The following is a 24,067-nucleotide window of genomic DNA, read 5'->3' on the forward strand; positions in this document are numbered from 1 at the left end:
CATTCAGAGAGAGCCAATGACCGTCAGCACTCCGCTTTCCGGCGTCAACCAACCCTTCAAGGGGATCTTGCTGATTGTCGTGGCAACCTTCCTGTTCTCCAGTCACGACGCGCTGTCGAAATACCTTTCGGGTTTTTATCCGATCGTGATGGTGGTGTGGGCGCGGTATCTGGTGCACACGCTGCTGATGGCGGGGATTTTCCTGCCGCAGTCCGGGCTGCGCGTGCTGCGCACCAAACGCCCGTTGTGGCAGTTGGCGCGGGCGTTGTGCCTGCTGGGCACCAGCCTGTTTTTCACCACGGCGTTGCTGTACATCCCGCTGGCCGAGGCCACGGCGGTCAACTTTCTTGCGCCGGTGCTGGTGACGGCGCTGTCGGTGCCGCTGCTCAAGGAGCGGGTGACGCGCGGTCAGTGGATCGCGGTGGTGTGCGGGTTCATCGGGGTGCTGATCATCGTCCATCCGGGCGGTGACTTGTTTACCCCGGCAATTCTGTTGCCGTTCTGCTCGGCGCTGTTTTTCTGCTTCTATCAGCTGCTCACCCGCAAGCTCGCCGAAGTCGACAGCCCGACCACCAGCAACTTTTTCGCCGGGCTGTGCAACACGCTGGTGATGAGTGCACTGGTGCCGTTCTTCTGGCAGGTGCCGAGCCTGGGGCATGCGTTGTTGATGCTGGCGCTGGGCAGTTGCGGAATGACCGCGCACCTGTTTCTGACCCAGGCTTTCCGCCATGCCGCACCAGCACTGCTGGCGCCGTTCGGCTATTGCCAGATCGTGTTCGCGGGGTTGTTGGGCTGGTTGCTGTTCGCTCACACGCCGACCCTGATGACGGTGATCGGGATCGCGGTGATCTGTTGCAGCGGACTGGCGGCAGCGTGGCAGCAGAGCCGGCGCTGAAAGCAAAACCGGCCTGAAATCAGGCCGGTCGGTGCAGGAGGGTTATTCGGTAACCGTAGGAATCTTGCGCGGTGCCATGAAGTACATCCAGGTCAGCGCGATGAAGTACATCGCCGGGATCAGAGTGAACAGCACGGTGTAGTTGTTGTTGGTGACGGTCAGGATGTGGCCGACGATCTGGGTCATGAACATCCCGCCGATCGCCGCGCACATGCCGCCGAAACCGAACACCGTGCTCATCATGTGCTTGGGCGTGTAGTCCATCACCAGGCTCCAGATGTTGGCGGTCCAGGCCTGGTGCGCGCCGATGGCCAGAGAGATGGCGGCAACCGCGATCCACAGGTTGGCGGAGCCGGCGGCCATGACCACGCCGATGATGCAGCAGGCGAACAGGAACATCGACAGCAGTCGGGCCTTGATCGAGTTCATGCCGCGACCGATAAGGAACGAAGACAGAATCCCGCCGCCCACGCTGCCGAAGTCAGCGGTGACGTAGATGATGATCAGCGGAATGCCCATCTGGGTGACGTTGATGCCCAGGTTGTATTGCTGATTGAGAAACGGCGGCAGCCAGTACAGGTAGAACCAGAACACCGGCGCAGTCAGCGAGTAGGCGAGGGCGAAGGCCCAGGTGCCGCGCATGCGCAGGATCTTCGAGAACGGCACGCGGGCCTGTTCCGGTTCGATTTCTTTCTGGATGTATTCCAGCTCCGACTGTTTCACGCTCGGGTGATCTTCCGGATTGAAATATTTCAGGCCCCAGAACAGCAGCCAGATCCCGCCCAGCGCCGACATGCACAGGAACGCGGCCTGCCAGCCCCACACGTGAAGGATCAGCGGCAGCAGCATCGGGGTGAACATCGCACCGACGTTGGTGCCGGCGTTGAAGATGCCGGTGGCTACCGCACGTTCGCCGGCCGGGAACCACAGGCGTGTGGTTTTCACACAGGCCGGGTAGTTCGCCGCTTCAGTCAGGCCGAGGATGAACCGGCAGACCATGAAGCCCACCGCCGAGGTCGCCAGACCGTGGGCACCGGTGGCCAGGCTCCAGAGCAGCACCGCGCAGAAGAACACGCGCTTGACGCCGACCCGGTCGATCAGTCGTCCTTGCAGCACGAAGCCGATCGCGTAGCCGACCTGAAACCAGAAGTTGATGTTGGCGTAGTCCATCGCCGTCCAGCTCATTTCCTTGGCAAGGATCGGCTGCATGACGCCGAGGGCGGCGCGGTCGATGTAATTGAGGGTGGTGGCGAAAAATACCAGCGCCAGCATGCCCCAACGGGTCTTGCCGACGGCCATGGCGCCGCGGATCTTGTCGCCGATGCCACCCGTGGCAGTGCTCATGGCCGGAGCCATGCGGGAAGTCTGTGAAGGAATCATGTGTTCCACCCGTTTTTGGATTTGTTATTTGGTGTGCTTTTTTTGTGCACGCTGCGACCGGTGGTTCAGTTCCGGACTCAAGGTGAAAGGGATGTTGGGCAGTGGACGAAAAATCGTCAATTCGCCAAACCGGCATTGTGTTCGATAATCGCACGCAAAACTAACCGGGTAGTACAGTTTAAATTGCTCAATGAAAAACCGGGACCAATAATTCGCTCACCCTATAAAAGCGGCGCAGTTTTCGTAGCCGACGTCTCCACCGGGAGTTGAAACATGCAGCGATCCATTGCCACCGTCTCCTTGAGCGGAACCCTGCCGGAAAAACTCGAAGCCATTGCCGCCGCCGGGTTCGACGGAGTGGAGATTTTCGAAAACGATCTTCTGTATTACGACGGCAGTCCCCGGGAAATCCGGCAGATGTGCGCCGACCTCGGGATTGCCATCACGCTGTTTCAACCGTTCCGCGATTTCGAAGGCTGCCGCCGCGATCGACTGGAGCGCAACCTGGAGCGGGCCGAGCGCAAGTTCGACCTGATGCAGGAGCTGGGCACCGACCTGGTGCTGGTCTGCAGCAATGCCTCCCCCGACAGTCTCGGCGATCAACAAATCCTCATCGACGACCTGCGCCTGCTGGCCGAGCGCGCCGGCGCCCGTGGCCTGCGCATCGGTTATGAAGCGCTGGCCTGGGGCCGTCACGTCAATACTTATCAACAGGTCTGGGACATTGTGCGTCAGGCCGATCACCCGGCCCTCGGCGTGTTGCTCGACAGCTTCCACACCTTGTCGCTCAAGGGCGATCCACGGGCGATTGCCGAGATTCCCGGCGACAAGATTTTCTTCGTACAGATGGCCGACGCACCGATCCTGGCGATGGACGTGCTTGAGTGGAGCCGGCATTTCCGCTGCTTCCCGGGGCAGGGCGAATTCGATCTGCCGGGGTTTCTGGCGCCGATCATTCAGAGCGGCTACACCGGGCCGCTGTCGCTGGAAATCTTCAACGACGGCTTCCGCGCCGCGCCGCCTCGGGCCAATGCCGCTGACGGTCTGCGTTCGCTGCTGTATCTAGAAGAGAAAACCCGTCAGCGCCTGGAGCAGGAAGTGCGGCCTGTGGATAACCGCGACATCCTCTTCGAAACGCCGAAGGCCAGCGAATACAACGGCATCGAGTTTCTTGAATTCGCCGTGGATGAAAGCCTCGGCGCCAAGCTCTCGAACTGGCTGGAACGGCTGGGTTTCGTCAAGGCCGGCCAGCATCGCTCCAAGAGCGTCAGCCTGTTGCGCCAGGGCGATATCAATCTGATCCTCAACTCTGAACCCTATTCGTTCGGTCACAGTTTTTTCGAGGCCCACGGCCCGTCGCTGTGCGCCACCGCCGTGCGGGTCAAGGACAGCGCCAGTGCGCTGGCCCGCGCCGTCGCCTATAAAGGTCAGCCGTATCGCGGACTGGTCGGCCCCAACGAACTGGAGCTGGCGGCGGTGCGTGCACCGGACGGCAGCCTGATTTATCTGGTGGATCAGGAGGCGGATGTCTACGGCACCGACTTCAATCTGCTGCCGGATGCGGTAGCGCGTGGCGGCCTCAAGCGCATCGATCACATGGCCATGGCGCTGCCGGCGGACAGCCTCGACAGTTGGGTGCTGTTCTACAAGAGCCTGCTGGATTTCGAGGCCGACGATGAAGTGGTGCTGCCCGACCCGTACGGTCTGGTGAAAAGCCGTGCCCTGCGTAGCCGCGACAGTTCGATCCGTCTGCCGCTGAACATTTCCGAGAACCGCAACACCGCGATCTCACACGCGCTGTCGAGTTATCGCGGCTCCGGGGTGCATCACATTGCCTTCGATTGCGACGATATCTTCGCCGAAGTCAGTCGCGCGAAGGAGGCGGGCGTACCGCTGCTGGATATCCCGCTGAACTATTACGACGATCTGGCGGCGCGCTTCGATTTCGATGACGAGTTCCTCAGCGAACTGGCGTACTACAACGTGCTCTACGACCGCGATGCGCAGGGCGGCGAGTTGTTCCACGTCTACACCGAGCCGTTCGAAGGGCGCTTCTTCTTCGAGATCATCCAGCGCAAGAACGGTTACGCCGGTTATGGCGCGGCCAACGTCGCGGTGCGGCTGGCGGCGATGGCCAAATCACGCAGTGGTGCGGTTCGCCAGGCGAAGTTGTAGGAAATTCGTAAACGCGGGATTAAACACCGGCCGCGCGGCTTCCTTCACTGGGGCGCGCGGCCCATAATCGCCAGCCTGTGCAGTGATGGCCGTGAGCCCGCAATGACAATGACTTCAGAACTTCCCGCAGCTCCCGTTCTACCCGCGGTAGAGCCGCGCAAGAGTCGCAAGAACAACCCGGAAAAGACCCGCGAGAATATCCTGCAGGAGGCGATCGTCGAGTTCGTCCAGCAGGGGCTGTCCGGCGCCCGCGTCGATGCGATCGCCGAGCGCATCCACACCTCAAAGCGCATGATCTATTACTACTTCGGCAGCAAGGAGCAGTTGTACGTCGAGGTGCTGGAGAAGCTCTACGGCGACATCCGCAACACCGAGAACCGTCTGCACCTGGCCGAGTTGCCGCCGGTGGAAGCGATCCGGCGCCTGGTGGAGTTCACCTTCGATCACCATGATCGCAACGTCGATTTCGTGCGGATCGTCAGCATCGAAAACATCCACAACGCCGAGTACGTGAAGCGCTCCGACGCGATCAAGGCGATGAACAACACCATTCTCGATTCACTGGGCGAGATTCTGCGTCGTGGTGCTGATGAAGGAGTGTTCCGCGCCGGGCTCGACGCGCTGGATGTGCATCTGCTGATCAGTTCGTTCTGCTTCTATCGCGTATCGAACCGCCACACGTTCGGTGAGATCTTTCAGATCGACTTGCCGGACGAAAGCATCAAGCAGCGTCATCGCGAGATGATTTGCGAGTCGGTGCTGCGCTACTTGCAGGCGTGACCGAAGTCGAGGGGGCGTCGCCCCCTCACGGTTTTATCCATTCATGCTTTGAAAATGCGCGAGCATTCGCTGCGCATCCGGCACCTTGCCGCTGAACAGCTCAAACGCCTTCACTGCCTGAAACACCGCCATGTTGCCGCCATCCAGGGTTCGGCAACCCAGCGCGCGGGCGTTGCGCAGCAGTTCGGTTTCCAGCGGGAAATACACGATCTCCGCCACCCACAACTCGGGCCGCAGCAATACCGCCGGCACGGGCATGCCCGGCAGTTTGGCCATGCCCATCGGCGTGGTGTTCACCAGGCCATTCGCCTGACTCAGTGTGCTCGCCAGATCATGCCCGGCAATCGCCCGGCCAGCGCCGAAATGCTGGTTGAGGTTGTTGGCCAGGCTTTCGGCCCGCTCCACGTCCACATCAAAAATGCTCAGTTGCTGTACGCCTTCGCTCAACAAGGCGTGGGCGACTGCCGCGCCTGCGCCACCGGCGCCCATCTGGACCACACGTTCGCGGGCGACGTCTGGCAGCCCGCGACGAAAACCTTCGGCGAAACCCAGGCAATCGGTGTTGTGGCCGACGCGCTTGCCGTCCTTCAGCACCACCGTGTTCACGGCACCGATGCCTCGGGCTTCCGGAGACAGCTCATCGAGCAGCGGAATGATTGCCTGCTTGCACGGGAAAGTGATGTTCAGCCCGGTGTAATTCATGCGCTCGGCGGCCAGCAGCAGGTCGGGCAGGGCGTTGCTGTCCAGTTGCAGTTGATCGAGATCGATCAAGCGGTACAGGTAACGCAGGCCCTGTTCGTCACCTTCGTGTTCATGCAGCGCCGGGGTGCGGGAGGCCTGGATGCCGGCGCCGATCAGCCCGGCGAGTATCACGTTGTTGCGGTTCATGCGGATCGCCCCTTCAGCCGCTGGCTGAAATGTTCCAGGGCCAGGCGATAGCCGTGGCTGCCGAAGCCGCACATCACGGCGGTGGCGATGGCCGAGACGAACGAATGGTGACGGAACGGCTCGCGGGCGTGGACGTTGGACAGGTGCACTTCGATTACCGGCAATTCGCTGGCGACCAGAGCGTCGCGGATCGCGACCGAGGTGTGAGTCCAGGCGGCCGGGTTGATCACGATGCCGGCGCAGCGCTGACGGGCGCCGTGAATCCAGTCGAGCAGTTCGCCTTCGTGGTTGGTCTGGCGAAACTCCACGGCCAGGCCGAACTCTTCGGCGGCGCGCCCGCACAGGGCAGAGATGTCGGCTAGGGTTTCGTGACCGTAGGTTGCCGGTTCGCGGGTGCCGAGCAGGTTCAGGTTCGGGCCGTTGAGCACCAGAACGATAGGGGGCATGGGGGCAAACTCCACTTATTGTTTTTGGCTTGGGCCGAAGATTTCGACCTGTGGAGTTAAATTGTACTAGATGGTTACTTTAATCAATTGCTCTGCATCGGCAGCCCGGTTTTGTGGGCGGTGATCGCACACTGATGCAATTCAGTGCGGCAACTGCTCCACCAGAAAATCGATGAAAGCCCTGACGCGCAGCGGCATGTGGCGATTCTGCGGGTACAACAAGGTAAACGGCCGCGAGCGTCCGCTGTAGGGTTTGAGCACTTCTATCAGCGAGCCGTCGGCCAGTTCTTTTTCGACAATGAAGCGATAGGTCTGGAACAACCCGGCACCGTGCCTGGCCAGGGTCACGCCACCGAGCACATCGTCCGAGCAGCAAAAATTGCCCTCGGCGAGGATTTCCCGTGGCGCGTCTTCCTCATAGAACAGCCAAGTGATCCGCCGCCCGCTGCTGGGCAATTCGTACTGAATACACTCGTGTTGTTCGAGGTCTTCGAGGGTCTGCGGCGTGCCGGCGCGTTTCAGGTAATCGGGGCTGGCAACCATCACCAGCGCCGCGTCTTCCAGATGTCTGGCGATCAGGCCGGAATCGGGAATCGCCCGCACGCGGATCGCCACGTCGTAACCCTCGCCGACGAAGTCGATGTTGCGATTGCTGATGTGCATGTCGACCTTCACCTGCGGGTAGCGCGCACGAAACGCGGGCAACAGCGGCAGGATCCGGTGATGGGCGTAGGTTGTAGGAATACTGATACGCAGTGTGCCGGACGGTTCCTGCTGCTGGCCCATAACCTCCCGTTGCGCCTCGACCAGTTGAGCCAGCGCCTGGCTGCATTCTTCGTAATAGCGACGGCCGCTATCGGTGAGTTTCACGCTGCGGGTGGTGCGTGCAAACAGGCGTACACCCAGGCGTTCCTCCATGCGGGATACCGAGCGGCTAACCGCTGCCGGCGTCACCGATGCTGCCTGCGCCGCAGCGGTGAAGCTGCCGCACTCGGCGGCCAGGCAAAACAACTCGATGCTGCCCAGCTGAAGATCGTCGAAGTGTCGCTGCATGATTGATTACACCGGGGAATGAGTCTTCGTATGTAGCAAATGCGCGGCCACTGCGAAAGAACTGCTTACCATTTTGCGCGTGGCTTTCCTGAATCCCGCACTAGGCTCGAAAACGTAATGACTATTGAGGACAACAATGCCGATGGTCGGAATTGTCAGGGAATGGCAGTGTTCGAAACTCTTTAACCTAACGGATGGGTTAGCATGAAAGTGTGCAGTTACAAGGGATTGTCGGTGGTGATCATGTTGCGAGACGAACATTGTCCGCCCCATGCGCACGTAGATTCAGGTGCATGGAGTGCCCGATTCAAATTCAGCTTCTGGCACAACGGCGTCGAGTTATGGGATGTGGTGCCCCTGACGCGTCGGCCACCGATTGCAGTGCTTGAGGGACTGCGCCAATCGTTGCGTGAAACGGTTCATCTGCGGCGGGCGCGTCGAATCTGGTGGACTCGTTTGCAGACTGCCTGTCTCGATAACCAATGGTGGGACGGGGACTCGAACGAAGTGGCCGTCATGCGCGAAGTCACTGGTGCGACCTTCAGAATCGGATCGGCGTATTACGAACCAGAAGAAAACAAAACCCTGCTGGCCCTGGTTGGTGCTCAGGAAGGTGTGGAGATCGAACTATGAAAACAGTAAAGGCCGGTTTGCAGGCTGACCGACCGGTAACGGAAGAGCGTCTCGATGAAGCTGTCGATCGCGGGGGGCTGCGGCGACGCAGCAGCCTGCAAGCCGTGTCGGTGACCTTTGAGAAACCGTCCCTGGTGATTCGCTTCGAGGACGACAGCGGCGTGCTTTTGCCAGTGAACCTTTACCGCGAGTTCGATGATTTCGAGCCGGAAGATTTCAGCGGACTGAATGTGGGTTTTGCCGGCACCGCGCTGTGCCACGACGGCAAGGATCTGCAGGTTTCCATCGCCGGGATGATCTCGGCCAGTCAGCCATTGATGGCCATGGCCGCCTCAGTGATCGCTTCGCGCAATGGTCGTCAGAGCAGCACCGCGAAAGCTGAAGCTGCCCGGGCTAACGGCAGGAAGGGCGGGCGCCCACGCAAGATCGATCCCGTGCCATGAGCAGGCACAAAAAAGCCGTCGGTCAGGACGGCTTTCTTGTATCTGGCACCTGCAATCAACGTCGGGTCAACAGCACGCCGGATTCCATGTGGTGGGTCCACGGGAACTGGTCGAACAGCGCGCAGCGGGTGATGCGGTGCGTGTCGTGCAGTTGGGCAATGTTGGCCGCCAGCGTCTCCGGGTTGCAGGAGATGTACAGGATATTGTCGAAGCGACGGGTCAGCTCGCAGGTGTCCGGGTCCATGCCGGCCCGTGGCGGGTCGACGAACACGCTGCCGAATTCGTAGCTTTTCAGGTCGATGCCGTGCAGGCGGCGGAACGGGCGAACTTCGTTCAGGGCTTCAGTCAGCTCTTCGGCGGACAGGCGCACCAGGGTGACGTTATCCACAGCGTTTTCGGCCAGGTTGCTCAGAGCGGCATTGACCGAGGTCTTGCTGATTTCGGTGGCCAGCACTTTGCGCACGCGGGTTGCCAGCGGCAGGGTGAAGTTGCCGTTGCCGCAATACAGCTCCAGCAGGTCGTCGCTGCGATCGCCCAGTGCTTCGTAGGCCCAGTTGAGCATCTTCTGGTTGACGGTGCCGTTGGGCTGGGTGAACGCGCCTTCCGGTTGGCGATAGCTGAATGTGCGACCGCCGACGTCGAGTTTCTCGACTACGTAGTCGAGGCCGAGCACTTCGCGCTTGCCCTTGGAGCGACCGATGATGCTGACGCCCAGATCCGTCGCCAGTTTGGTCGCCGCCGCATGCCAGTGCTCGTCCAGCGGACGGTGATAGCACAGAGTGATCATCGCATCGCCGGCCAGGGTGGTCAGAAACTCCACCTGGAACAGCTTGTGGCTCAGCGCTGCGCTGGCCTGCCATGCGGCTTTCAACTGTGGCATCAACTGGTTGATGCGCAGGCTGGCGATCGGGAATTCCTCGATCAGGATCGGCGTGCGTTTGTCGTCCTGAGAAAACATCGCGTAATGCCGTTCGCCGGCTTCACGCCACAGGCGGAATTCAGCGCGCAGGCGGAAGTTCTGCAACGGCGAATCGAACACCGTCGGCTCCGGTGCATCGAACGGGGCCAGCAGGTCACGCAGGCGCGTGACCTTGTCTTCGAGTTGTGCGGCGTAGGCCTGGGAATCAAAAGTCATGCGTTGAACCAACCCAGCTTGATCACGAACAGAATCGACAGGATCACCAGCGCCGGGTTCAGCTCACGGGCACGGCCGGACAGCAGTTTGATCGCAGTCCAGGCGATGAAGCCGAAGGCGATGCCGTTGGCGATGGAATAGGTGAAAGGCATCGCCAGGGCGGTGACCACGACCGGCGCGGCGACGGTGATGTCTTCCCAGTCTATTTCCGCCAGGCCCGAAGTCATCAGCACGGCGACGAACAGCAGCGCTGGTGCGGTGGCGAAGGCCGGTACGCTGGAGGCCAGCGGCGAGAAGAACAGCGCCAGCAGGAACAGGATTGCGACGACGATGGCGGTCAGGCCGGTGCGGCCGCCGGCACTCACGCCCGCAGCGGATTCGATGTAGCTGGTGGTGGTCGAGGTGCCCAGCAGCGAACCGGCCATTGCCGCGGTGCTGTCAGCGATCAGCGCACGGCCCATTTTCGGCATGTGGCCGTCCTTGCCCATCAGGCCGGCGCGCTTGGCGACGCCGATCAGGGTGCCGGAGTTGTCGAACAGGTCGACGAACAGGAAGGCGAAAATCACGCTGACCAGACCGATGTCCAGAGCGCCCTTGATGTCCAGTTGCAGGAAGGTCGGGGCCAGCGAAGGCGGCATCGACGTCACGCCGCCGAACGGGGTGAAGCCCATCACGATGGAAACGATGGTCACCGCCAGAATACCGATCAGCACCGCGCCGCGCACTTTCAGGGCTTCAAGGGCAACGATCAGGGCGAAACCGAGGGTGGCGAGGATCGGGGCCGGTTGTTTCAGGTCACCGAGGCCGACCATGGTCGCCGGGTTGCTGACCACGATGCCGGCGTTGTGCAGGGCGATCAGCGCCAGGAACAGGCCGATACCGGCGGCAATTGCCGAGCGCAGCGGTAGCGGGATGCTGTTGATGATCCATTCACGGATGCGGAAGATCGACAGCAGGAAGAAGCACACCGCCGAAATGAACACCGCGCCCAGCGCCACTTGCCAGGTGTGGCCCATGTGCAGCACGACGGTGTAGGTGAAGAAGGCATTCAGACCCATGCCCGGTGCAAGGGCGATCGGGTAGTTGGCGATCAGGCCCATGACCGTGGAGCCGATGGCGGCTGCCAGGCACGTGGCGACGAACACCGCGCCCTTGTCCATGCCGGTCTCGCCGAGGATGCTCGGGTTGACGAACAGAATGTAGGCCATGGCCAGGAAGGTCGTGACGCCCGCCAGAATCTCGGTCCGCACGTTGGTGTTGTGTGCCTTGAGTTGAAACAGCCTTTCCAGCATGTCTGCTCCCCGTGGCGCGCGTGGCGCCGTGAATGTATCGACCTCAACAGCAAAGCACAGACCGTCGCAAGCGCCTGGAAAATTGTGGTGGGCCGGAAAAAGCCGCGCATCATACCAGCAGCGTGAGGAAGATGGCGGATGTTGGTGTCGATCGTCGGCGAAGTTTTGCACCACGGCCAAGTACGCCATACTGCGCGCTGTTTTTTCGGGGATGGATCGCATGAACAAGGGTTGGACCAACACTGCCGGACTGATGGCCTTGCTGCTGACCGGTGTACCGGCGGTATTCGCGGCGTCGGCACCGCCATTGAGCGAGGTGAAAGTCATCAAGGTTCAGTCGTCGTCCTGCGGGCTCGAAGACATTACCGATGGCCAGGTGCAGACCCGTTGCGATCACAGCGCGCCGGGCATCAAGGTCTATGTGTTGGAAATCGGCTACGGCCAGAGTCAGCCTCAGGCAGCACTGGACGGTTTCGAAGTGAACGGCACCCGGAGTCCGGTCTGTGCCTTCGATAACGGCAACCTGACCGAGTGCACGCCCGGCGCGAAGACCGTCGGTTCGCTGTACACCTTCGATCTGGCGACTCGTCAGGAAGGCACCTTTACCTTCAGCAACACCTCGATCAACGCCCCGCGCAACACGATGTCGACCCAGCTTTACATCAAGTAACGGCTGTCGCCGAACAGGGCAGGACAAAGCTGACTACGCTTTAAGGATCACCCAGCGGATGGCGCCCATGACCTTTAGAGCCCTGATTACCCTCGCCGAGGGCATCGATGATCTGCAATGCGTGACCCTGATCGACGTGCTGCGCCGCGCCGGCGTCGAAGTGGTGGCGGCCAGCATCGAGGGCCGGCGCATGCTGACCTGCGCCCGAGGCACGCGATTGACCGCCGACGGCATGCTCATTGATGTGCTGGCCCAGACCTTCGACCTGATTGTCCTGCCCGGTGGTGCCGTCGGTGCGCAACACCTGGCCGCGCACCAGCCTCTGCAACAATTGCTCAAGGACCAGGCCAGCGCCGGACGCCTGTTCGCCGCCATCGCCGAAGCCCCGGCCGTCGCCCTGCAAAGCTTCGGTGTATTACGTCAACGCCGCATGACCTGCCTGCCCGCCACCAGCCATAACCTCTCCGGTTGCACCTTTGTTGATCAACCGGTGGTGGTCGACGGCAATTGCATCACCGCCCAGGGTTCCGGCGCCGCGCTGGCATTTGCGCTGACATTGGTCGAGCAACTGGCGGGCAAGGCCGTCAGAGCGAAGGTGGCGGGGGAGTTATTGGCCTGAGAGCGTCAGACCTTCACCTCTTCCACCGGCACATGTATCCGGTCGCGGTTGGCCAGGGTCGGGAACAGTTTGATCCAGGTTCCGGTCACCACCAGCGTGCCGATGCCGCCCATCACCACCGCCGGCACGGTGCCGAACCAATGCGCGGTGAGGCCGGACTCGAATTCGCCCAACTGGTTCGAGGCACCGATGAACAGGCCGTTCACCGCGCTGACCCGCCCGCGCATTTCGTCCGGGGTTTCCAGTTGCACGAACGAGGCGCGGATCACCATGCTGATCATGTCCGCCGCGCCCAGCACCACAAGTACCGCCAGTGAGAACCAGAACGAGGTCGACAGACCGAAGGCGATGGTTGCCACGCCGAATACACCGACGGCGGTGAACATCACTCGACCGACGTTTCGCTCGACGGCAAACCGCGCCAGGAACAGCGACATCATCAGCGCGCCAACCGCCGGCGCCGAGCGCAGCAATCCCAGTCCCCACGGCCCGGTCAGCAGAATGTCCTTGGCGAACACCGGCAACAGCGCCGTGGCGCCGCCGAGCAGCACGGCGAACAGATCCAGCGAAATCGCACCGAGAATGTCCGGACGGCTACGAATGAAGCGAATCCCCGCCAGCAACGAATCCAGTGTCGCCTTGCCCTTGTTCAGCGGGGTTTGCCGTGCGGGCAGGTTGAGCATCAAGGTGCAGGCGATGACATACAGAATCACCGTCGGGCCATAGACCCAGACGCTGCCGAAGGCATAGAGCAGACCGCCGAGGGCCGGTGCGACGATGGTGGCCGATTGCTGCGCCGACTGCGCGGCGGCGACCGCCCGCGGGAACAACGCACTGGGCACGATGCTTGGCAGCAGCGCTTGAGTGGTCGGCATCTCGAACGAGCGTGCGGCGCCGAGCAGGAACGCCAGGATAAAGATCATTTCCCGGGTGACATGATCGGTTGCACTGCCGATGGCCAATGCCAGCGCGATCAAGGCCTGCAACGACTGGCAGATCGCCGCGACCTTGCGCCGGTCGTAGCGATCGGCAACGTGGCCGGTGTGCAGCATGAACAAGACCCTTGGTGCGAATTCCACCAACCCGACCAGACCCAGGTCGAGCACATTGCCGGTCAATTGATAGAGGTTCCAGCCGATCGCCACGGTGAGCATCTGAAAACCGCTGGCGGTGAAGATCCGGGCAAACCAGAACGCAAGAAAGGGACGGTGGTGACGTAACAGCAAGGGCTCTTGGCTGGGCATTTGCGGGCCGGTCGTGATCGAGGGGAACCGCGAGATTATCACCAGTCTGTAACAGGAAGTTGCTATGACAGAAAATTTAGTTAGCCAGACATCGATTTTTCTGCGCCGTGGCACGAAACCCGGCCACCGATGTATTTCAGGGCGTTGCCGTGACTGTGAGGCAACTTGTCACGCGGCAAAAGACCACGCGGTTTCCCGTCGGAAATGGGACTACTCTTTCTACGTTGATTGATCCAGATCAAGACCCTTCGTGGAAACGATCGCGGACCCGTCGGCAGACTCCCTGCGTCGCGATGCCTGTAAAAAGAAGAACGAATCCGAGTTCGCCGCACTCCATACCCGTGGGGGCAGTGGTTCAAGGCCGCCAGTCCTGGAACCGTTATCTGATAGAGGAAAGCTTATGTTCGGTTTAGAGGCCCTGGATCTCGCCCGAATTCAGTTCGCATTCACCATCTCGTTCCACATCCTGTTCCCGGCGATCACCATCGGTCTTGCGAGCTATCTCGCGGTGCTGGAAGGCCTGTGGCTGAAAACCGGTAATGATACCTATCGCGATCTCTACCACTTCTGGTCGAAGATCTTTGCCGTCAACTTCGGCATGGGCGTGGTATCGGGGCTCGTCATGGCCTACCAGTTCGGTACCAACTGGAGCCGCCTTTCGGACTTCGCCGGTTCCGTCACCGGTCCGTTGCTGACGTACGAAGTGCTCACGGCGTTCTTCCTCGAAGCCGGTTTCCTCGGGGTGATGCTGTTCGGCTGGAACAAGGTCGGGCGCGGCCTGCACTTTTTCTCCACGGTGATGGTGGCCATCGGCACACTGATTTCGACCTTCTGGATTCTCGCTTCCAACAGCTGGATGCAGACCCCGCAGGGCTTCGAGATCGTCAACGGTCAGGTCATTCCAACCGACTGGCTGGCAATTGTCTTCAACCCATCGTTCCCCTATCGCCTGATGCACATGGCGACCGCAGCGTTCGTCGCAACGGCGTTCTTCGTCGGTTCGTCAGCGGCCTGGCACCTGCTGCGCGGCAAGGACAACCCGGCGATCCGCACCATGCTGTCGATGGCGATGTGGATGGCGCTGATCGTTGCGCCGATCCAGGCGGTCATCGGCGACTTCCACGGCCTCAACACCCTTAAGCATCAGCCGGCGAAAATCGCCGCGATCGAAGGCCACTGGGAAAACGTCGGGGACGAAGCGACACCGCTGATTCTGTTCGGCTGGCCGGACATGAAGGAAGAAAAAACCAAGTTCGCTGTCGAGATTCCATACCTCGGCAGCCTGATCCTGACCCACTCGCTGGACAAGCAAGTCCCGGCGCTCAAGGAGTTCCCGCCAGAAGACCGGCCGAATTCCACCATCGTGTTCTGGTCGTTCCGGATCATGGTCGGCCTCGGCTTCCTGATGATCTTCACCGGTCTTTGGAGTTTGTGGCTGCGCAAGCGTGACTCGCTCTACACCTCGCGGCCGTTCCTGTACCTGGCGTTGTGGATGGGGCCGTCCGGTCTGATCGCGATCCTGGCGGGCTGGTTCACCACTGAAATCGGTCGTCAGCCGTGGGTGGTCTACGGGCTGATGCGCACGGCGGACGCGTCTTCCAACCACAGTTTCATGCAGATGAGCATCACGCTGATCATGTTTGTGGTGGTGTACTTCGCGCTGTTCGGTGCGGGTCTGGGCTACATGATGCGCCTGGTGCGCAAAGGACCGAAGACCGACGAAGGCAAGGAAACCAACGAAGGTGGTCCTGGCCAGAAACGTACGCCGGCCCGTCCGTTGTCCGCTGCCGACGACGATGGCGCCGAACACGACCGCAGCCTGACCAAGGAGATTTGAGTCATGGGTATTGATCTTCCGCTGATCTGGGCCGTGATCATCATCTTCGGCATCATGATGTACGTGGTCATGGACGGTTTCGACCTGGGGATCGGGATTCTCTTTCCGTTCATCCCCGGCAAGACCGACCGCGACGTAATGATGAACACCGTCGCCCCGGTGTGGGACGGCAACGAAACCTGGCTGGTGCTGGGCGGCGCTGCGTTGTTCGGCGCCTTCCCGTTGGCTTATTCGGTGGTGTTGTCGGCGCTGTACCTGCCGCTGATTTTCATGCTGATCGGGCTGATCTTCCGTGGCGTGGCGTTCGAGTTCCGCTTCAAGGCCAAGGACGACAAGCGTCACCTGTGGGACAAGGCATTCATCGGTGGTTCGATCGCCGCAACGTTTTTCCAGGGGGTGGCGCTGGGCGCGTTCATCGATGGTCTGCCGGTGGTCAACCGGCAATATGCCGGCGGTTCACTGGACTGGCTGACGCCGTTCACGCTGTTCTGCGGCGCCGCACTGGTGGTGGCGTATGCCTTGCTCGGCTGCACCTGGCTGATCATGAAGACCGAAGGCAAGTTGCAGGAACAGATGCATGACCTGGCGCGTCCTCTGGCCTTCGTGCTGTTGGCGGTGATCGGTGTCGTCAGTCTGTGGACGCCGCTGGCCCATCCGGAAATTGCGACGCGCTGGTTCAGCATGCCGAATCTGTTCTGGTTCATGCCGGTGCCGATTCTGGTGCTGGTGACGATGTACGGTCTGATTCGCGCGGTGGCACGCAATGCCAACTACATGCCGTTCCTGCTGACCCTGGTGCTGATCTTCCTCGGCTACAGCGGTTTGGGCATCAGCCTGTGGCCGAACATCGTGCCGCCGTCGATCTCGATCTGGGACGCCGCCGCACCACCGCAAAGCCAGGGGTTCATGCTGGTGGGCACGCTGTTCATCATCCCGTTCATCCTGGGTTACACCTTCTGGAGCTACTACGTGTTCCGCGGCAAGGTCACCCATGAAGACGGTTATCACTAAGCAAAAACCTGTGGGAGCGAGCTTGCTCGCGATGGCGTCGGTAGCGGCGCCATCCATCTTGAAGAGGTTTAAAGAAAATGACCGGCAAACATTCCCTGCACGACATTGAAGAAGCCGAAAAAAAGCCGCTGTGGCAGCGGCTCGGCTGGTTGGCCATGATCTGGGTCGGCAGCGTCGGTGCATTGTTCATCGTCGCCAGCCTGATGCGCATGTTCATGAATGCCGCAGGTCTGACCACGCACTAAGACTTCCCATCCCGCTGCCTTGCGGCACGGACTTTTGACCCTCCGACCGGAGGGTTTTTTTGCCCGGGTTATTTGCGCGCCTTGAGGATCACGAATTTTGGCGTGGCCGCGACTTGCTCGACACCGCGGAACAGCCGCGCCAGTTTGCTGTGATAACCCAGGTGACGGTTGCCGACGATATACAGCGCACCGCCAACCACGAGTGCTTCGCGGGCCTGCTGGAACATGCGCCAGGCGAGGAAGTCGCCGACCACCTGTTGCTGGTGGAACGGCGGGTTGCACAGCACCACGTCGAGCGACTGCGCTTCCTGCCCGGCCAGACCGTCGCCTGCGCGAACGATCACTTCACGTTCACCCAGCGCCGCGCGCCAGTTTTCGGCCGCCGACTGCACGGCCATGAACGATTCGTCCACCAGCGTGTAATGCGCATCGGGGTTTTGCAGGGCGCTGGCGATGGCCAGTACGCCGTTACCGCAGCCTAGGTCGGCGACCCGTGCCGCGCCGAGGTTTTTCGGCAGGTGCGGCAGGAAGGCGCGGGTGCCGATGTCCAGCCCTTCACGGCAGAACACGTTGGCATGGTTGAGCAGTTCGATGGCTGGCTCGTCGAGGCGATAGCGGGTCGGGTAGGGCGAGATGGCCAGTGCCTTGGCCTCGGGCGTGGCAATCAGCAAGCGTGCCTTCTTCACCGCCAACGACGCTTGAACCGGGCCGATATAGCGTTCCAGCAGATCCCCGGCGGCCCGCGGCAAATGCTTGACCATCGCCGCTGCTACCACCTGAGCGCCGGGTGCCAATTGGCCTTGCAGGCGAATCAGTTGCTCTTCCAGCAGGGCGAGGGTTTTCGGGACGCGGATCAGCACCCGGTCGAACGGCCCGACAAATGGTTCACTGGCAGGAATGCCGCGCAGCGCATCGAATGCCTGACCATTGCGCAGCAGGTTTTTTTCCAGCCCCTGAAACGCCAGGAACGAATCGCCGCTGGTGCTGACCTGCACTTTGCCTGACAGGCTGATGGCCAGCGCGCCGAAGCTGTCGTTAAGTACCAGAACCCGCGTCTCGATCGGCAAGTTATGTTCGGCCAGATGATTGAGCAGGTATTCGTCGGCCGCATCGAACGCTTGCAGCGGTTCGTTCTGCTGTTCGGGCTGGCGGATCAGATCGAGCTGGGCGAAGGGCGTATCGAGCAAAGGCATGGGGCGGGGACTCTGGGTAATCAACGGGTGTCCCGCAGCCCAGGGTTTCGTGCGGCGGAACCGTCCGAGTGGACAGCGGCGCGAAGTTACGCGTCATCACTCAGGAAGGTCGCAAATGGTACTTTTTTTTTGACTGCAATACTTGGCTGATTTCCGGCGCGCCGACTAGATGATCCCGGCCTTGGCGGCGGCGATGACCGCAGAGATCTTGTTGCAGACGTTCAACTTCTCCATCACGTTGTGCACGTGATAGTTGATGGTGCGTTCGCTGAGACTCAGGATTCTGGCGCACTCATAGGCTGTCTTGCCGACTGCGCACAGCTTCAGCACTTCTATTTCACGGGCCGACAACCGAGGTTGCCGAGTCTGCTCCGGTCGCGTGGGGAGTGTACGGGCGAACAGATCGCTCAAATGACTGGTGACATAGAACATGTAGCCAAAATGTTCGTACAGCTCCATCGGGGTGATCGGACAGTGTGGCCGGGCCAGGCTGAGAATGCTGCAAAAACCGCAGTCGTTATTAAGGAATGATTGCGACCAGCCATGCTGCAGTCCCTGGTCCTGAAGTGCCTCCCAGAGTTGTGGCGCTTTGCAGAAAACTTCCTGGGTCCAGACAATCGGCAACATCGAGCGATTGCAATGTGCTATTACCGGGTCAACTTCTTCGTGATTTTTTTCTTCATATTGCCGGCTCCATGATGGGGGGTAGTTGTTGATATGCAAGGATTTGAACGCAGTGCTCCGATCTGTCGAAGTCACTGAAATACCACAAAAGCTGAATCCGAGATTTTGGGCGAACCTTTCCAGAATCGGATACGCCGTATCTATGTGCTTGGCATAGGTCAGTTGTTTTAACTGAGACTCCTTCCACATTTCCATTGAGGATTCTCCATACATTCCGAGGGGGTGCTTTGGATCCAAAATCCAGCACGTAATCGAGTGTAGGAGATTTCTTGCGGAATGTTCTGAACATTTCGCTCTTGTTGAACATCGAGTTTGTATAAAGCGTTATTAAGCAAAAGTCGTTTTTGTATTCAGGGTGTAATACTAAAAGAGCGCGTACTGATGGGTTACTTATTGCGAGGTGGGCGGCTTCTATTGGTCAAAATAAGGCTGCTAAATGCCATCATTTACTGTGGGTGTTTAAATGTACAACTTTGCGCGACACTGTTAGCCCATGCCGAAAGGAGTGTCCCATGACCGTCAGTGCAGAAAAGTTCACGTGCCAGACCCTGCTCGACGTGCAACCCTTGACCCCAAGTCTGTTCACCTTGCGTACGACGCGCGACGCCGGCTTTCGCTTTCGGGCCGGTCAGTTTGCCAGACTGGGCGTGACCAAGTCCGATGGCAGCACGGTGTGGCGTGCCTACTCCATGGTGTCCTCGCCGTTCGACGAGTTCCTCGAGTTCTTCTCGATCGTGGTGCCGGGTGGTGAGTTCACCAGTGAGCTGAGTCGACTGCAGGCAGGTGATTCATTGTTGGTGGAGCGTCAGGCATTTGGCTACCTGACCCTGGATCGATTTGTCGATGGTCGCGATCTTTGGCTGCTTTCCACAGGCACCGGCGTGGCCCCCTTTCTGTCGATTCTGCAGGACTTTGAAGTCTGGGAAAAATTCGAACGCATCATTCTTGTGTACAGCGTGCGGGAAGGGCGGGAGCTGGCTTATCAACAGCTGATCAGCGAACTGACACAGCGCGACTACCTCGCCGAGTACGCCCACAAGTTCCGGTTCACTCCGGTGGTTACGCGTGAGCCGTACGCAGGTGCCCTCAATGGACGCATCACCACGCTGATTGAAAATGGCGAGCTGGAAAAGCTGGCCGGTGTCGAACTCACTCCCGCTTATTCTCGGGTCATGCTCTGCGGCAATCCGCAGATGATCGATGACACCCGGGCGCTACTCAAGCAACGCGGCATGGCCTTGAGCCTGACCCGGCGACCGGGGCAAGTGGCGGTAGAAAACTACTGGTGAAAAAACGGCGCCTTCTGGCGCCGTTCAGCTTATTCAAGGCCGGTTGTTCTGGGCCTTGAGCAGATCGCGGATCTCGCCCAGCAATTCTTCTTCCTTGGTCGGTACCGGCGGCAGGGTCGGGGCCACGGCTTCTTCGCGTTTGAGGCGGTTGATGGCTTTGACGCCCATGAAAATCGCGAAGGCGACGATCACGAAGTCAAGAACGCTCTGGATGAATTTACCGTACGCCAATACCACCGCTGGGGCGCTGCCCTCGGCGGCTTTCAGCGTGACGGCCAGGTCACTGAAGTCCACCCCGCCGATCAGCAGTCCGATTGGCGGCATGATCACGTCACCGACAAACGACGAAACGATTTTGCCGAACGCCGCGCCGATGATGATACCGACGGCCATGTCGACCACATTGCCTTTGACCGCGAAGGCCTTGAACTCGCTAAGCACGCCCATAGTTATTTCCTTGTTACAGATGAGTTTGGTGTCAGCAGTGTAAATCAGCAAAACGCGTCCTGCGCGAAACACCTTCTTACAATGCCCGCTTTTATCGACACATCGATTGATCATTAGTTTGCAAAGTGCCACCAATCGCGCGCGAAATACGCTGCAACGTGCTGATATTCAAGAAAAAACCATCAATCATGTCGTTACGAACTTTCTATTTATGTTTGGCGAGCTGAGCTTCTAGCCTCTGGCTGGCGCACCTGGATGCGCCTCAAAAGAACAGAGGAGTCTGAAATGAATTCCATGCCTGGCCTGAGGGCCTTTCCCTATCGTCGTACCTTCGGTTTGTTGACTGCGGGTCTACTGACCCTCTCCGCGAATGCCGCGCCCCTGACCCGGGATAACGGTGCAGCGGTCGGTGACAATCAGAACTCACAGACCGCCGGCCCCAACGGACCGGTGTTGTTGCAGGATGTTCAGCTGATTCAGAAGCTGCAGCGCTTTGATCGTGAGCGCATTCCCGAGCGTGTCGTGCATGCCCGGGGTACCGGTGCACATGGCACGTTCACCGCGACCAACGACCTGAGTGATCTGAGCAAGGCCAAGGTGTTCACAGTCGGGCAGATCACTCCGGTGTTCGTGCGCTTCTCATCCGTGGTGCATGGCAACCATTCCCCGGAGACTTTGCGTGATCCACGCGGGTTCGCGACCAAGTTCTATACGGCAGATGGCAACTGGGATCTGGTAGGCAACAACTTTCCTACCTTCTTCATACGCGATGCAATCAAGTTTCCGGACATGGTGCATGCCTTCAAGCCGGATCCTCGCACTAATCTGGATGACGATGCCCGACGCTTCGACTTCTTTTCCCATGTACCGGAAGCCACCCGTACGTTGACCGAGCTGTATTCCAACAATGGAACACCGGCCAGTTACAGGGAGATGGATGGCAACAGCGTACACGCCTACAAGTTGGTCAATGCCAAGGGCGATGTGAATTACGTGAAATTTCACTGGAAAAGTTTGCAAGGGATAAAGAATCTTGATCCTGAGCAAGTCGTGAAAGTACAGGGGCGCGATTATAGTCATATGAGTAATGACTTGGTGAGCCAGATCGGCAGTGGCAACTTTCCAAAGTGGGACTTATACATTCAGGTGCTAAAACCGCAAGACTTGTCCAAGTTTGATTTCGATCCTCTTGACGCTACCAAGATCTGGCCAGGTATTCCTGAGCGGAAAGTTGGACAAATGGTATTGAACCGTAACCCTTCCAATGTCTTCCAGGAAACCGAACAAGTTGCAATGGCACCGTCGAATGTCGTGCCGGGAATTGAGCCTTCGGAAGACCGCTTGTTGCAGGGGCGGATGTTCTCTTACGCAGATACGCAAATGTATCGCCTTGGTGCCAATGCCCAGCAGTTGCCGATCAATGCTGCGAAAGTAACGGTCAACAATGGCAACCAGGATGGTGCGATGAATGGCGGTGCGACCCACTCTGGCGTCAACTATCAGCCAAGTCGCCTGCAACCGCGTGAAGAAACGCAGAGTGCGCGTTACAGTCAGGCGGCCCTGCAAGGCAGCACGCAACAGGCGAAGATCCAGCGTGAACAGAACTTCAAGCAGGCCGGAGATCTGTATCGCTCGTTCAGCAAGAAGGAACGTAAGGATCTGATCGAGAGCTTTGGCGGTTCGCTGGCGAGTGCCGATGATGAGAGCAAGCACATCATTCTGTCCTTTCTCTACAAGGCGGATCCGGAATACGGCGCCGGGGTGACCAAAGTGGCCAAGGGTGACCTGAGTCGGGTCAAGGCGTTGGCGGCCAAACTGGCCGACTGACCGCGCGCCCCTCAAACCCCGGCAACTGTCGGGGTTTGACCGACAGCAGCGCCGTGCGTCTGGCCAGCGGAGAAATCCGTCCCGACGCGCCGCGCTGATCGACGATGGCTGCGTTATCATCGCGGTTTTTGCCGGGGGTTCAGATGGCCAAGGCCAAGCGCATGTACGGCTGCACCGAGTGCGGCGCAACCTTTCCCAAGTGGGCCGGGCAGTGCGGCGAATGCGGCGCCTGGAACACCCTGACCGAAACCATGGTCGAGAGCGGCGGTGCCGCCGCCCCGAGCGGGCGCACCGGCTGGGCCGGGCAACAGGCCCAGATCAAGACCCTGGCCGAAGTCAGCATTGAAGAGATTCCGCGTTTTTCCACAGCCTCCGGTGAGCTCGACCGAGTCCTTGGCGGCGGTCTGGTGGACGGTTCGGTGGTGCTGATCGGCGGTGATCCCGGTATCGGCAAATCGACGATTCTGTTGCAGACCCTGTGCAACCTCGCCAAGACCATGCCGGCGCTGTACGTCACAGGCGAAGAATCCCAGCAACAGGTCGCCATGCGCGCGCGCCGCCTCGGTCTGCCGCAGGATCAACTGCGGGTCATGACCGAAACCTGCATCGAAACCATCATCGCCACGGCCCGTCAGGAAAAACCCAAGGTGATGGTGATCGACTCGATCCAGACGATTTTCACCGAACAATTGCAATCGGCGCCGGGCGGCGTATCCCAGGTACGCGAAAGTGCCGCGTTACTGGTGCGTTACGCCAAGCAAAGCGGCACGGCGATTTTCCTGGTCGGCCACGTGACCAAGGAGGGCGCATTGGCGGGCCCCCGCGTTCTGGAGCATATGGTCGATACCGTGCTGTATTTCGAGGGCGAGTCCGACGGGCGATTGCGCCTGCTGCGGGCGGTGAAGAACCGTTTCGGCGCGGTCAACGAGCTCGGCGTGTTCGGCATGACCGACAAGGGTCTGAAAGAAGTCTCCAACCCTTCGGCGATTTTTCTTACCCGTGCACAGGAAGAAGTCCCGGGCAGTGTGGTGATGGCAACGTGGGAAGGCACCCGGCCGATGCTGGTTGAAGTCCAGGCACTGGTGGATGACAGTCATCTGGCCAACCCGCGTCGGGTCACCCTGGGTCTGGACCAGAATCGTCTGGCGATGCTGCTGGCGGTGCTGCACCGTCATGGCGGCATTCCGACCCACGATCAGGACGTGTTCCTCAACGTGGTCGGCGGGGTGAAGGTGCTGGAAACCGCCTCCGACCTGGCGTTGATGGCTGCGGTCATGTCGAGTCTGCGCAACCGTCCGCTCCCCCATGATTTGCTGGTGTTTGGTGAGGTCGGTCTGTCCGGCGAAGTGCGCCCGGTGCCGAGCGGTCAGGAGCGGTTGAAGGAAGCCGCCAAACACGGCTTCAAGCGCGCGATCGTGCCCAAGGGCAACGCGCCAAAGGAAGCACCGCCGGGTTTGCAGATCATTGCGGTGACGCGTCTGGAGCAGGCGCTGGATTCATTGTTCGAGTGATCAGACGTCGATCAGCGCCGCGAACTCGCGTTCCAGCTCGGTTTCGTCGGCCAGATTGAGTTCGATCAGGCGACGCAGGCGCTGAATCGACTCCAGGCTGATATGCCGGCAAACAAAACCGAGCTGGCCGCGATCTTCATGAGCCAGTTGCACATCCATCTCGATGTGCACGTCCTCGCTCAGATGAATGTCGACGAAAAAGTCCTGCTCGGGATTGCCCAGCCAGGGTTCCGGTCGCTCGATCAACAATCCCTTGAGCGACAGGTCGATCAGCCTCACCGGCCAGATGTACTCGCCCTGGCTCAATTCGGTTCGGGCATCGAATGCGATACGTTTGAAGCGGCGACGCTCGGACGGGTGCTCGCTCATG

At 60.0% G+C, this 24,067-nt stretch carries 24 protein-coding genes; 13 read left to right on the forward strand and 11 right to left on the reverse strand.

The features are described 5' to 3' along the window. Positions 1 to 16 precede the first annotated feature (16 nt). On the forward strand, positions 17 to 895 hold the full coding sequence (locus CAF77_RS17960) for a DMT family transporter (RefSeq protein WP_039771776.1): 879 nt from the start codon (positions 17 to 19) through the stop codon (positions 893 to 895). A gap of 42 nt (positions 896 to 937) precedes the next feature. Here the strand turns inward: CAF77_RS17960 and CAF77_RS17965 are convergent, their stop codons facing one another. Beyond that, positions 938 to 2,275, reverse strand: coding sequence for an MFS transporter (locus CAF77_RS17965; protein WP_064382134.1), 1,338 nt, complete (start codon positions 2,273 to 2,275; stop codon positions 938 to 940). Between the two features lie 273 nt (positions 2,276 to 2,548). On the opposite strand from CAF77_RS17965, the gene quiC reads away from it, so the two are divergent. Both quiC and CAF77_RS17975 read left to right on the forward strand, forming a co-directional pair. Beyond that, the gene (gene quiC / locus CAF77_RS17970; protein WP_064382133.1) at positions 2,549 to 4,450 is read left to right on the forward strand and encodes a 3-dehydroshikimate dehydratase QuiC; all 1,902 of its coding nucleotides are present in this window, start codon (positions 2,549 to 2,551) and stop codon (positions 4,448 to 4,450) included. Positions 4,451 to 4,552: 102 nt separating this feature from the next. Then, positions 4,553 to 5,230 (forward strand): TetR/AcrR family transcriptional regulator, encoded by a 678-nt coding sequence (locus tag CAF77_RS17975; protein WP_064382132.1) that lies wholly within the window; start codon positions 4,553 to 4,555, stop codon positions 5,228 to 5,230. 33 nt (positions 5,231 to 5,263) lie between these two features. Here the strand turns inward: CAF77_RS17975 and CAF77_RS17980 are convergent, their stop codons facing one another. The 3 genes from CAF77_RS17980 to CAF77_RS17990 form a co-directional block, all read right to left on the reverse strand. Then, positions 5,264 to 6,118 carry a shikimate dehydrogenase gene (locus CAF77_RS17980; protein WP_064382131.1) on the reverse strand — a complete coding sequence of 285 codons (855 nt, stop codon included), beginning with the start codon at positions 6,116 to 6,118 and terminating at the stop codon, positions 5,264 to 5,266. Continuing rightward, positions 6,115 to 6,564 (reverse strand): type II 3-dehydroquinate dehydratase, encoded by a 450-nt coding sequence (gene aroQ / locus CAF77_RS17985; protein ID WP_064382130.1) that lies wholly within the window; start codon positions 6,562 to 6,564, stop codon positions 6,115 to 6,117. Before aroQ ends, CAF77_RS17980 begins: the two co-directional genes overlap by 4 nt. A gap of 141 nt (positions 6,565 to 6,705) precedes the next feature. Beyond that, positions 6,706 to 7,617, reverse strand: a complete 912-nt coding sequence (locus CAF77_RS17990; RefSeq protein WP_064382129.1) for a LysR family transcriptional regulator — start codon at positions 7,615 to 7,617, stop codon at positions 6,706 to 6,708. Positions 7,618 to 7,821: 204 nt separating this feature from the next. On the opposite strand from CAF77_RS17990, the gene CAF77_RS17995 reads away from it, so the two are divergent. Beyond that, positions 7,822 to 8,250, forward strand: coding sequence for a hypothetical protein (locus CAF77_RS17995; RefSeq protein ID WP_064382128.1), 429 nt, complete (start codon positions 7,822 to 7,824; stop codon positions 8,248 to 8,250). Then, the gene (locus tag CAF77_RS18000) at positions 8,247 to 8,693 is read left to right on the forward strand and encodes a hypothetical protein (protein ID WP_064382127.1); all 447 of its coding nucleotides are present in this window, start codon (positions 8,247 to 8,249) and stop codon (positions 8,691 to 8,693) included. The genes CAF77_RS17995 and CAF77_RS18000 overlap by 4 nt, the downstream gene beginning before the upstream one ends. 55 nt (positions 8,694 to 8,748) lie before the next feature. On the opposite strand, the gene trmA is transcribed toward CAF77_RS18000, so the two are convergent. Further along, positions 8,749 to 9,828, reverse strand: coding sequence for a tRNA (uridine(54)-C5)-methyltransferase TrmA (gene trmA, locus CAF77_RS18005; protein WP_085655045.1), 1,080 nt, complete (start codon positions 9,826 to 9,828; stop codon positions 8,749 to 8,751). Next, positions 9,825 to 11,120 carry an NCS2 family permease gene (locus CAF77_RS18010; protein ID WP_011336038.1) on the reverse strand — a complete coding sequence of 432 codons (1,296 nt, stop codon included), beginning with the start codon at positions 11,118 to 11,120 and terminating at the stop codon, positions 9,825 to 9,827. The genes trmA and CAF77_RS18010 overlap by 4 nt, the downstream gene beginning before the upstream one ends. Before the next feature lie 220 nt (positions 11,121 to 11,340). Here CAF77_RS18010 and CAF77_RS18015 point away from each other — a divergent pair, with 220 nt between their 5' ends. Continuing rightward, complete coding sequence (locus CAF77_RS18015) at positions 11,341 to 11,790, forward strand: DUF4879 domain-containing protein (protein ID WP_064382125.1); 450 nt, start codon at positions 11,341 to 11,343, stop codon at positions 11,788 to 11,790. A gap of 67 nt (positions 11,791 to 11,857) precedes the next feature. Continuing rightward, positions 11,858 to 12,409 carry a DJ-1 family glyoxalase III gene (locus tag CAF77_RS18020; protein ID WP_064384119.1) on the forward strand — a complete coding sequence of 184 codons (552 nt, stop codon included), beginning with the start codon at positions 11,858 to 11,860 and terminating at the stop codon, positions 12,407 to 12,409. Positions 12,410 to 12,414: 5 nt separating this feature from the next. On the opposite strand, the gene CAF77_RS18025 is transcribed toward CAF77_RS18020, so the two are convergent. Continuing rightward, on the reverse strand, positions 12,415 to 13,653 hold the full coding sequence (locus tag CAF77_RS18025) for an MFS transporter (RefSeq protein WP_064382124.1): 1,239 nt from the start codon (positions 13,651 to 13,653) through the stop codon (positions 12,415 to 12,417). A 400-nt stretch (positions 13,654 to 14,053) separates the two neighbouring features. On the opposite strand from CAF77_RS18025, the gene CAF77_RS18030 reads away from it, so the two are divergent. The 3 genes from CAF77_RS18030 to CAF77_RS18040 all read left to right on the forward strand — a co-directional run bounded on the left by CAF77_RS18030 (position 14,054) and on the right by CAF77_RS18040 (position 16,746). Continuing rightward, complete coding sequence (locus CAF77_RS18030; RefSeq protein WP_064382123.1) at positions 14,054 to 15,490, forward strand: cytochrome ubiquinol oxidase subunit I; 1,437 nt, start codon at positions 14,054 to 14,056, stop codon at positions 15,488 to 15,490. A gap of 3 nt (positions 15,491 to 15,493) precedes the next feature. Beyond that, positions 15,494 to 16,501, forward strand: a complete 1,008-nt coding sequence (cydB, locus tag CAF77_RS18035) for a cytochrome d ubiquinol oxidase subunit II (RefSeq protein WP_011336033.1) — start codon at positions 15,494 to 15,496, stop codon at positions 16,499 to 16,501. A 77-nt stretch (positions 16,502 to 16,578) separates the two neighbouring features. Next, positions 16,579 to 16,746: a DUF2474 domain-containing protein gene (locus CAF77_RS18040; protein WP_007950992.1), complete on the forward strand. Its 168-nt coding sequence runs from the start codon at positions 16,579 to 16,581 to the stop codon at positions 16,744 to 16,746. A gap of 68 nt (positions 16,747 to 16,814) precedes the next feature. Here the strand turns inward: CAF77_RS18040 and CAF77_RS18045 are convergent, their stop codons facing one another. Further along, complete coding sequence (locus CAF77_RS18045) at positions 16,815 to 17,939, reverse strand: class I SAM-dependent methyltransferase (RefSeq protein WP_085655046.1); 1,125 nt, start codon at positions 17,937 to 17,939, stop codon at positions 16,815 to 16,817. A gap of 165 nt (positions 17,940 to 18,104) precedes the next feature. After that, entirely contained in the window at positions 18,105 to 18,818 is a 714-nt protein-coding gene (locus CAF77_RS18050; protein WP_064382121.1) for an autoinducer binding domain-containing protein, read from the reverse strand. A 317-nt stretch (positions 18,819 to 19,135) separates the two neighbouring features. Here CAF77_RS18050 and CAF77_RS18055 point away from each other — a divergent pair, with 317 nt between their 5' ends. After that, positions 19,136 to 19,912, forward strand: coding sequence for a ferredoxin--NADP reductase (locus CAF77_RS18055; RefSeq protein WP_064382120.1), 777 nt, complete (start codon positions 19,136 to 19,138; stop codon positions 19,910 to 19,912). Positions 19,913 to 19,945: 33 nt separating this feature from the next. Here the strand turns inward: CAF77_RS18055 and mscL are convergent, their stop codons facing one another. Further along, positions 19,946 to 20,359 (reverse strand): large-conductance mechanosensitive channel protein MscL, encoded by a 414-nt coding sequence (gene mscL, locus CAF77_RS18060; RefSeq protein ID WP_064382119.1) that lies wholly within the window; start codon positions 20,357 to 20,359, stop codon positions 19,946 to 19,948. A 285-nt stretch (positions 20,360 to 20,644) separates the two neighbouring features. Between mscL and CAF77_RS18065 the strand changes: the two genes are divergently transcribed. Together CAF77_RS18065 and radA are read left to right on the forward strand one after the other, a co-directional pair. After that, on the forward strand, positions 20,645 to 22,186 hold the full coding sequence (locus CAF77_RS18065; RefSeq protein ID WP_064382118.1) for a catalase: 1,542 nt from the start codon (positions 20,645 to 20,647) through the stop codon (positions 22,184 to 22,186). Positions 22,187 to 22,329: 143 nt separating this feature from the next. Further along, on the forward strand, positions 22,330 to 23,697 hold the full coding sequence (radA, locus tag CAF77_RS18070; protein ID WP_039771749.1) for a DNA repair protein RadA: 1,368 nt from the start codon (positions 22,330 to 22,332) through the stop codon (positions 23,695 to 23,697). Here radA and CAF77_RS18075 read toward each other — a convergent pair whose 3' ends face one another. Then, the gene (locus CAF77_RS18075; RefSeq protein ID WP_064382117.1) at positions 23,698 to 24,066 is read right to left on the reverse strand and encodes a PilZ domain-containing protein; all 369 of its coding nucleotides are present in this window, start codon (positions 24,064 to 24,066) and stop codon (positions 23,698 to 23,700) included. It lies immediately after the preceding gene. Position 24,067 lies beyond the last annotated feature (1 nt).

This window comes from Pseudomonas sp. R15(2017) (assembly GCF_002112685.1).
Classification (GTDB): domain Bacteria; phylum Pseudomonadota; class Gammaproteobacteria; order Pseudomonadales; family Pseudomonadaceae; genus Aquipseudomonas; species Aquipseudomonas glycinae.

What these genes read in the sequence shown, in the direction of transcription:
- CAF77_RS18050 (WP_064382121.1), bottom strand. Translation starts at nt 18,818, where the DNA reads ATGGAAATGTGGAAGGAGTCTCAGTTAAAACAACTGACCTATGCCAAG.
- radA (WP_039771749.1), top strand. Translation starts at nt 22,330, where the DNA reads ATGGCCAAGGCCAAGCGCATGTACGGCTGCACCGAGTGCGGCGCAACC.
- mscL (WP_064382119.1), bottom strand. Translation starts at nt 20,359, where the DNA reads ATGGGCGTGCTTAGCGAGTTCAAGGCCTTCGCGGTCAAAGGCAATGTG.
- CAF77_RS18010 (WP_011336038.1), bottom strand. Translation starts at nt 11,120, where the DNA reads ATGCTGGAAAGGCTGTTTCAACTCAAGGCACACAACACCAACGTGCGG.
- CAF77_RS18015 (WP_064382125.1), top strand. Translation starts at nt 11,341, where the DNA reads ATGAACAAGGGTTGGACCAACACTGCCGGACTGATGGCCTTGCTGCTG.
- cydB (WP_011336033.1), top strand. Translation starts at nt 15,494, where the DNA reads ATGGGTATTGATCTTCCGCTGATCTGGGCCGTGATCATCATCTTCGGC.
- CAF77_RS18065 (WP_064382118.1), top strand. Translation starts at nt 20,645, where the DNA reads ATGAATTCCATGCCTGGCCTGAGGGCCTTTCCCTATCGTCGTACCTTC.
- CAF77_RS18045 (WP_085655046.1), bottom strand. Translation starts at nt 17,939, where the DNA reads ATGCCTTTGCTCGATACGCCCTTCGCCCAGCTCGATCTGATCCGCCAG.
- CAF77_RS18020 (WP_064384119.1), top strand. Translation starts at nt 11,858, where the DNA reads ATGACCTTTAGAGCCCTGATTACCCTCGCCGAGGGCATCGATGATCTG.
- CAF77_RS17980 (WP_064382131.1), bottom strand. Translation starts at nt 6,118, where the DNA reads ATGAACCGCAACAACGTGATACTCGCCGGGCTGATCGGCGCCGGCATC.
- CAF77_RS18000 (WP_064382127.1), top strand. Translation starts at nt 8,247, where the DNA reads ATGAAAACAGTAAAGGCCGGTTTGCAGGCTGACCGACCGGTAACGGAA.
- CAF77_RS17995 (WP_064382128.1), top strand. Translation starts at nt 7,822, where the DNA reads ATGAAAGTGTGCAGTTACAAGGGATTGTCGGTGGTGATCATGTTGCGA.
- CAF77_RS17965 (WP_064382134.1), bottom strand. Translation starts at nt 2,275, where the DNA reads ATGATTCCTTCACAGACTTCCCGCATGGCTCCGGCCATGAGCACTGCC.
- quiC (WP_064382133.1), top strand. Translation starts at nt 2,549, where the DNA reads ATGCAGCGATCCATTGCCACCGTCTCCTTGAGCGGAACCCTGCCGGAA.
- CAF77_RS17960 (WP_039771776.1), top strand. Translation starts at nt 17, where the DNA reads ATGACCGTCAGCACTCCGCTTTCCGGCGTCAACCAACCCTTCAAGGGG.
- CAF77_RS18055 (WP_064382120.1), top strand. Translation starts at nt 19,136, where the DNA reads ATGACCGTCAGTGCAGAAAAGTTCACGTGCCAGACCCTGCTCGACGTG.
- CAF77_RS18075 (WP_064382117.1), bottom strand. Translation starts at nt 24,066, where the DNA reads ATGAGCGAGCACCCGTCCGAGCGTCGCCGCTTCAAACGTATCGCATTC.
- CAF77_RS18040 (WP_007950992.1), top strand. Translation starts at nt 16,579, where the DNA reads ATGACCGGCAAACATTCCCTGCACGACATTGAAGAAGCCGAAAAAAAG.
- CAF77_RS17975 (WP_064382132.1), top strand. Translation starts at nt 4,553, where the DNA reads ATGACAATGACTTCAGAACTTCCCGCAGCTCCCGTTCTACCCGCGGTA.
- CAF77_RS18030 (WP_064382123.1), top strand. Translation starts at nt 14,054, where the DNA reads ATGTTCGGTTTAGAGGCCCTGGATCTCGCCCGAATTCAGTTCGCATTC.
- CAF77_RS18025 (WP_064382124.1), bottom strand. Translation starts at nt 13,653, where the DNA reads ATGCCCAGCCAAGAGCCCTTGCTGTTACGTCACCACCGTCCCTTTCTT.
- CAF77_RS17990 (WP_064382129.1), bottom strand. Translation starts at nt 7,617, where the DNA reads ATGCAGCGACACTTCGACGATCTTCAGCTGGGCAGCATCGAGTTGTTT.
- trmA (WP_085655045.1), bottom strand. Translation starts at nt 9,828, where the DNA reads ATGACTTTTGATTCCCAGGCCTACGCCGCACAACTCGAAGACAAGGTC.
- aroQ (WP_064382130.1), bottom strand. Translation starts at nt 6,564, where the DNA reads ATGCCCCCTATCGTTCTGGTGCTCAACGGCCCGAACCTGAACCTGCTC.